At 26.3% G+C, this 4978-nt stretch carries 7 protein-coding genes; 5 read left to right on the top strand and 2 right to left on the bottom strand.

Annotated features, from left to right (window positions below):
- Positions 1-186 precede the first annotated feature (186 nt).
- Positions 187-837: a hypothetical protein gene (locus tag N187_RS04770; RefSeq protein ID WP_075550368.1), complete on the top strand. Its 651-nt coding sequence runs from the start codon at positions 187-189 to the stop codon at positions 835-837.
- Between the two features lie 1239 nt (positions 838-2076).
- Here the strand turns inward: N187_RS04770 and N187_RS04775 are convergent.
- Together N187_RS04775 and N187_RS04780 are read right to left on the bottom strand one after the other, a co-directional pair.
- Positions 2077-2289, bottom strand: a complete 213-nt coding sequence (locus tag N187_RS04775; protein WP_025420096.1) for a hypothetical protein — start codon at positions 2287-2289, stop codon at positions 2077-2079.
- Positions 2290-2338: 49 nt separating this feature from the next.
- A complete protein-coding gene (locus tag N187_RS04780) occupies positions 2339-2872 on the bottom strand; it encodes a plasmid maintenance protein (RefSeq protein WP_025420095.1) in 534 nt (177 codons plus the stop codon).
- A 223-nt stretch (positions 2873-3095) separates the two neighbouring features.
- Between N187_RS04780 and N187_RS04785 the strand changes: the two genes are divergently transcribed.
- From N187_RS04785 to N187_RS04800, 4 genes are read left to right on the top strand one after another with little or no spacing between them, the layout of a single operon-like run.
- Complete coding sequence (locus tag N187_RS04785; RefSeq protein ID WP_025420094.1) at positions 3096-3323, top strand: hypothetical protein; 228 nt, start codon at positions 3096-3098, stop codon at positions 3321-3323.
- A gap of 6 nt (positions 3324-3329) precedes the next feature.
- The gene (locus N187_RS04790) at positions 3330-3593 is read left to right on the top strand and encodes a hypothetical protein (RefSeq protein ID WP_025420093.1); all 264 of its coding nucleotides are present in this window, start codon (positions 3330-3332) and stop codon (positions 3591-3593) included.
- The gene (locus N187_RS04795) at positions 3590-4357 is read left to right on the top strand and encodes a ParA family protein (RefSeq protein WP_025420092.1); all 768 of its coding nucleotides are present in this window, start codon (positions 3590-3592) and stop codon (positions 4355-4357) included. Before N187_RS04790 ends, N187_RS04795 begins: the two co-directional genes overlap by 4 nt.
- 45 nt (positions 4358-4402) lie before the next feature.
- Positions 4403-4918, top strand: coding sequence for a chromosome replication/partitioning protein (locus N187_RS04800; protein WP_075550369.1), 516 nt, complete (start codon positions 4403-4405; stop codon positions 4916-4918).
- Positions 4919-4978 lie beyond the last annotated feature (60 nt).

Consider the following 4978-nt stretch of genomic DNA (forward strand, 5'->3'; position numbering starts at 1 on the left):
CTCAAAGCTTCTTATAAATGGTTAAAGGTTAAAGATAAATTAAATTTATCACAAACTAGTAAAAAAACAATATTAAACATTTAGACTAGAAAAATTATTAGCTATTTGTATTCGTTCTTATTTAATATATATTATAATAATGTATGAAAAATATAAGAAAGAATTTTTGATTTCTGAGGATATGAGATGAAAAATATTAAAGAAGACAATATTCAAGAAAGAAAGTTGCCTATAATACTTGACTACGATAGTTATATAACTGAAAGTAATCGAGAAACTTTTTTCGGAAACTTTCAGTATGAGGCAAATTACAAAGCTAAAGTTGAAAGATTTATAGTTGACTTCTTCAAAATACCTAGAAGTTTAAAGAATAAGTATGAAGTCAATATTGATTGCTTAAGTAATCAAGATCTTCCATTTGGAAACATTGCAATGAACTGCATAAATACTTTGAAATTAATTGTTGATGTCATTAATATGCAGACAGGTGAAACTTACAATTACGATGAATTTATTGCAAAGACAGCAACAGAAAAAATGCTTCAGTATGGATCAAAAGTAATATCAGCTCTTTCAAGACATTTTGATGAGTCTAATGGAACTAACTATAATGAAGGCTACTATGAATGGGAAAAAGGATGGATAGATAGAAAGTGGATAGATTACGAACCAAGTGACTTAGAAATTAAACAAATGCAAGCATGGAATAAAAGGATAAGTCAAGAATTAAGCTTTAGAAATAGGAGGAGAAGAATTTCTGCTATGCAAATGGGCCAAGTAAGGCTTCTGAAAGCAATAGAGAAGCTTGACCATGATTCAAGGAAAAAAAATATTTAATATGGAAGTGTATCATAAATTTCAACAATAAATAATTATAACAATATTCGAGTATGAATTGTTGATAACTTGTTTTGAATTATTATCAATATTTATTGTGTCATAGTTATATAAGTTACGATTTTTGATACCGAACATAATAAAATTGTTTAAAAATATTTACAAAATTAAAAAAATAAAATAATATATAAGCAGATATAAATGCATTAGAAAGCATTCTATCAACAGTCCCTCAACACTCCTATCAATCCTCTCCAAAATAAGACATAGGAGTCGGGGCTTTCTTTTCTCTTATCTTGAGTAAATTCTACTTAAATAATCGTACGCCAAAATGAGTATCTTTGTTCTTTGATGTGTCGTATCTTAACAATAGGTTTATACCAATAAATCTGAATAACAGTAAAATTTAAAATAACACTAATCTCAACATTGGCAATCTTTTCTTCATAATTAAGAATTAAGAATTGTTAATAAACTCTGGTACGGATATTTGTATTTTTATGAAAAAATATCAGATAATGTCTTAGAAAAAATTGAAATGGTTGATTTTTGAATTAATACTTAATTATTAAATATTCTCCTTTTTTAAAATTAAAAGAATTTATTATCAATATTTACTTCATACCATACATTCTTTTAAATAATCCCCTTCCCCAAGGGGTTTTCTTTTTATTTTCTTATGAGTGTCCTAATCATTGATCGTAATTGGCTTATAGATTAATTAAAGAAAGCTCTTAACTATTGATTCAGGTGATTTAAATACTCTGTTTTATACTCCTGATTAAAATATTACTCTATGAGTATTTTAAAGAAATTCTTCTGCTTGGCATGGAACCGTCTTTTTTTGTTTTTGATGTGTGAAAAATGTTGCTTTTGTTTGATAATCTATATTTATTGTTCAGAGTCTGATGTATCTAGATAATATTTCTATCAAGTTTGGCGAATAACATGCGCTATTGGATTATAAGTGTTTGAATTGATTAGATAAATATGTAATTTTGTTATTTACTATTTGAGGATGTGGGAAAAGACAGTCTGAAGAGTGGGGCTGTATTCCCCTTACAGGAACGATATTTTTGTTTTTCAATAGAGTAAAAGGTATTTCTAAGTTCTTATATCTTAGGTGTAGCTTAAATGTTATACTTGAATTTTGATAGCAACTTTTGATAGAGAGCATTAGTATTACCATAGTGTTTAGGGTTTGTCGTAAGATATTATAGTTTGTAATTTAAATCTTTCCTAAAGATCCATGCCGATGTATCTGGTTTTTTTATTCTTTGACTTGTTAATTAGATAGTTTTTATTATTCTTTGAATTTAGAGTTTTAGTCCTTTTTCTTGGCTTTTTTTCTATTGTAATCTTAACTTTTATAGGTCTTTTTTTGTCTCTTTCTTGTTTTTTTCTGTGATGCTTTTTCCTTCTTATTTTTATCTTTATGCTTGATTTTTTCATGCTTATATCTTTATTGTTTTTAACTTTTACTGTTTTTTACCATTCCTTCCTACGTGACTTGTATTTTTTCTTTTTTTCCTTGTCTTTTATCCTCTTTTGTTTTTGTTCTGCCCTTATTATTTATATTATTATATTTAATATAATATACACTGCTATTTTTTGTTCTATTTTTCCCCTCAGTTTTGTTTTTGATTTTTTCTTTTTTACTTAGTTTGTATATGATATTGAATGTTTTTTCTAATAATTCTTCTGTTGAGTTGAGCACTTTCTTCAGTATTTGATATGCGTTGCTTTTTGGTATGTACTTTATTTTTGAACCTTTGTATTCTCCCAGTCTTATTATAAATGTTTTAATTATGTTATTTTTCTTAAGGAAGCCCAAATCTTTTTGTAATGTTTTCATTTTAATTACTGAGTAACCTTCTCTTTTTAGGAAAAAGTTAGCTAAGTTGAGTATGTCTTGTTGGTTGTATCCTAACTTGTTTTTGTTTAGGTATTTTAGTATGGAAATTAGTTTTATTAGTCTGACTTGATTTTTCTTGAGTTTGCTGTTATTATATAAAAAGAAATTTAAATTTTTCATCGATTTATCCTTTATTTCAGTTTGTTTAAGACCTTGATTTATAGGTCTTTTTTGTCTCTAGTTTTATTTAAAAAATAAAATAAACATTAATATAATTTATATACTAAAAAGGTAATTTTGTCAATTTGATTTACAAAATGATGTTCATAGTTGTATAATAAAATTAGTTGTGTTATCCAATAAGTTGCGTTGTTTATAAAATTTGTTTAGGAGATGGAGTTTTGTGAGAATTACACTGAATTTTTTAAATTCTTTAAAGAATTTAAAGGAATTTTCAAAAGAGATGGGATATAGCGATTCTTCTTATCTTTCAAGATATATAAAGAAAAATAAGATTGAAGGTATAATCTCTTCTAAAGATTTATTTTTTAAGAAAAGAGAATTGCTTTTGAGTGAGGAAGCTCAAAAGCTTATTAAGTGTAAGTTAAAAAAAAGGATGGCAGAAGGGTAGTTAAATTTGATAGATAAAAAAAATTTGAAAAATTTTTTCATTGAGTATGAAGGAAAAAAATATTATACTCCTCTTTTTTTGGCTAAGGTTAATAATATTTCTTATTTTACAATAAAAAATAAGATTAAAAAGCTTAATATTTCGGTTAAGGCAAAAGATATTGGTATTGTTAACTCTTTATCCGAAGAACTCTTGGTTGCTGAGGACAATTTAGATAAACTTTTTTATGATAAGAGATTTAAGTGTTTAGATTCTAGGGGTATAAGATGATAGATATTATAGTTATCTCTTCAATTAAGGGTGGAGTTGGCAAGAGTGTGACAGCAATAATGTTGGGATATATCTTTTCTAAGAGATATAAAACTTTGCTTATAGATATTGATTCTCAGGCTAGTGTTACTTCTTATTTCTTACCTTATTTTGAAAACAAAGTCGATATAAGGGAATATAATATTTATGAAGTATTGAAATCTAAGAAGTCTTTTATGAGTATTGTGCATGAGATAACAGCCGATTTGCACTTTGCTCCATCTCATATTAAGCTTTCTCAGTTTTCAGGAGAGAATATTATTGGACAAGAATATAAGTTGAAGACTATTTTAACTCCTTATTTCGATGAATATGATTACATAATAATTGATACTCCTCCCTCAGTTAATAAAGAACTTATTAACTCTTTGATGATTGCTACCAAAGTTGTTATTCCTTTGCCAGCAGAGCTCTGGGCAATCGAGAGTTATGATATTTTAAAAAGTAAAATGCAGGAGATTATTAATGCTTATCAGAAACAGGATTTTAAGAGTTATTATATTATTCAAACTCTTTATGAGGAAAACAGAAAAATAAAGAAAGAGTTTTTTTATAGCTTGCAACAGCTTTATCAAGAATATATTCCTATTAAAATTCACAGAAGCGCTGCTATTCAGAAAATGATTACTTATAGATTAGAACCCCAAGAAAGTGAAAGATATTATAATGAATATTTAAGAGTTGCTGAAGCTATTGAAAGTATTGCAAACATAAAGACAACATAAATATTTGTAAACCAGTTTACAAATATTTATGTTGAAGGAATAACAATGAAAGTAGATATAATTGATACTATCAAAAGTAGGGTAGGGGATGTAGTTAGAGTTGAAGATAGTTCTGCTAAAGAAAAGGCTCAATTAAGATATAGACAACTTAAAGAGGAAATTAAAGCCAGGACTTTAGAGGAAGTTGTTAATAAGTTAGAATTGGCCAAGGCGCTTTATGAAATAAAAAAAAATAAATTATACATATTTGATGGGTATGATAATTTTTATGAATTTTGTTTGGATTATAAGTTTAGTAGAACTATGATATATAGATATATTAAAATAGGTGCTTATTTGGAGAAGGAAAATGTGAGTGAACAAGATATTATGCAAAGTTCTTTGAATAAAATTATTAATGATATAAGAGTTAAAAAAAATTCTTCAGAGTGTAAGCCTGTTATTATTAGATTTAATTTGGAAGATAAAGAAAAGCAATTAATGCTTATTAAAAATAAGCAAAAACTTGAAAAGTTTTTGCTTAAATGTTTGCTGGATAATTGGGAATCGTTTATGGTTTAACTAGTTAATTAACTTTAGTTTATACTAAAAGTTAATTAACTAGTTAATTAACTTTTAGTA

The sequence above is a fragment of the Borrelia anserina Es genome (assembly GCF_001936255.1).
GTDB lineage: Bacteria > Spirochaetota > Spirochaetia > Borreliales > Borreliaceae > Borrelia > Borrelia anserina.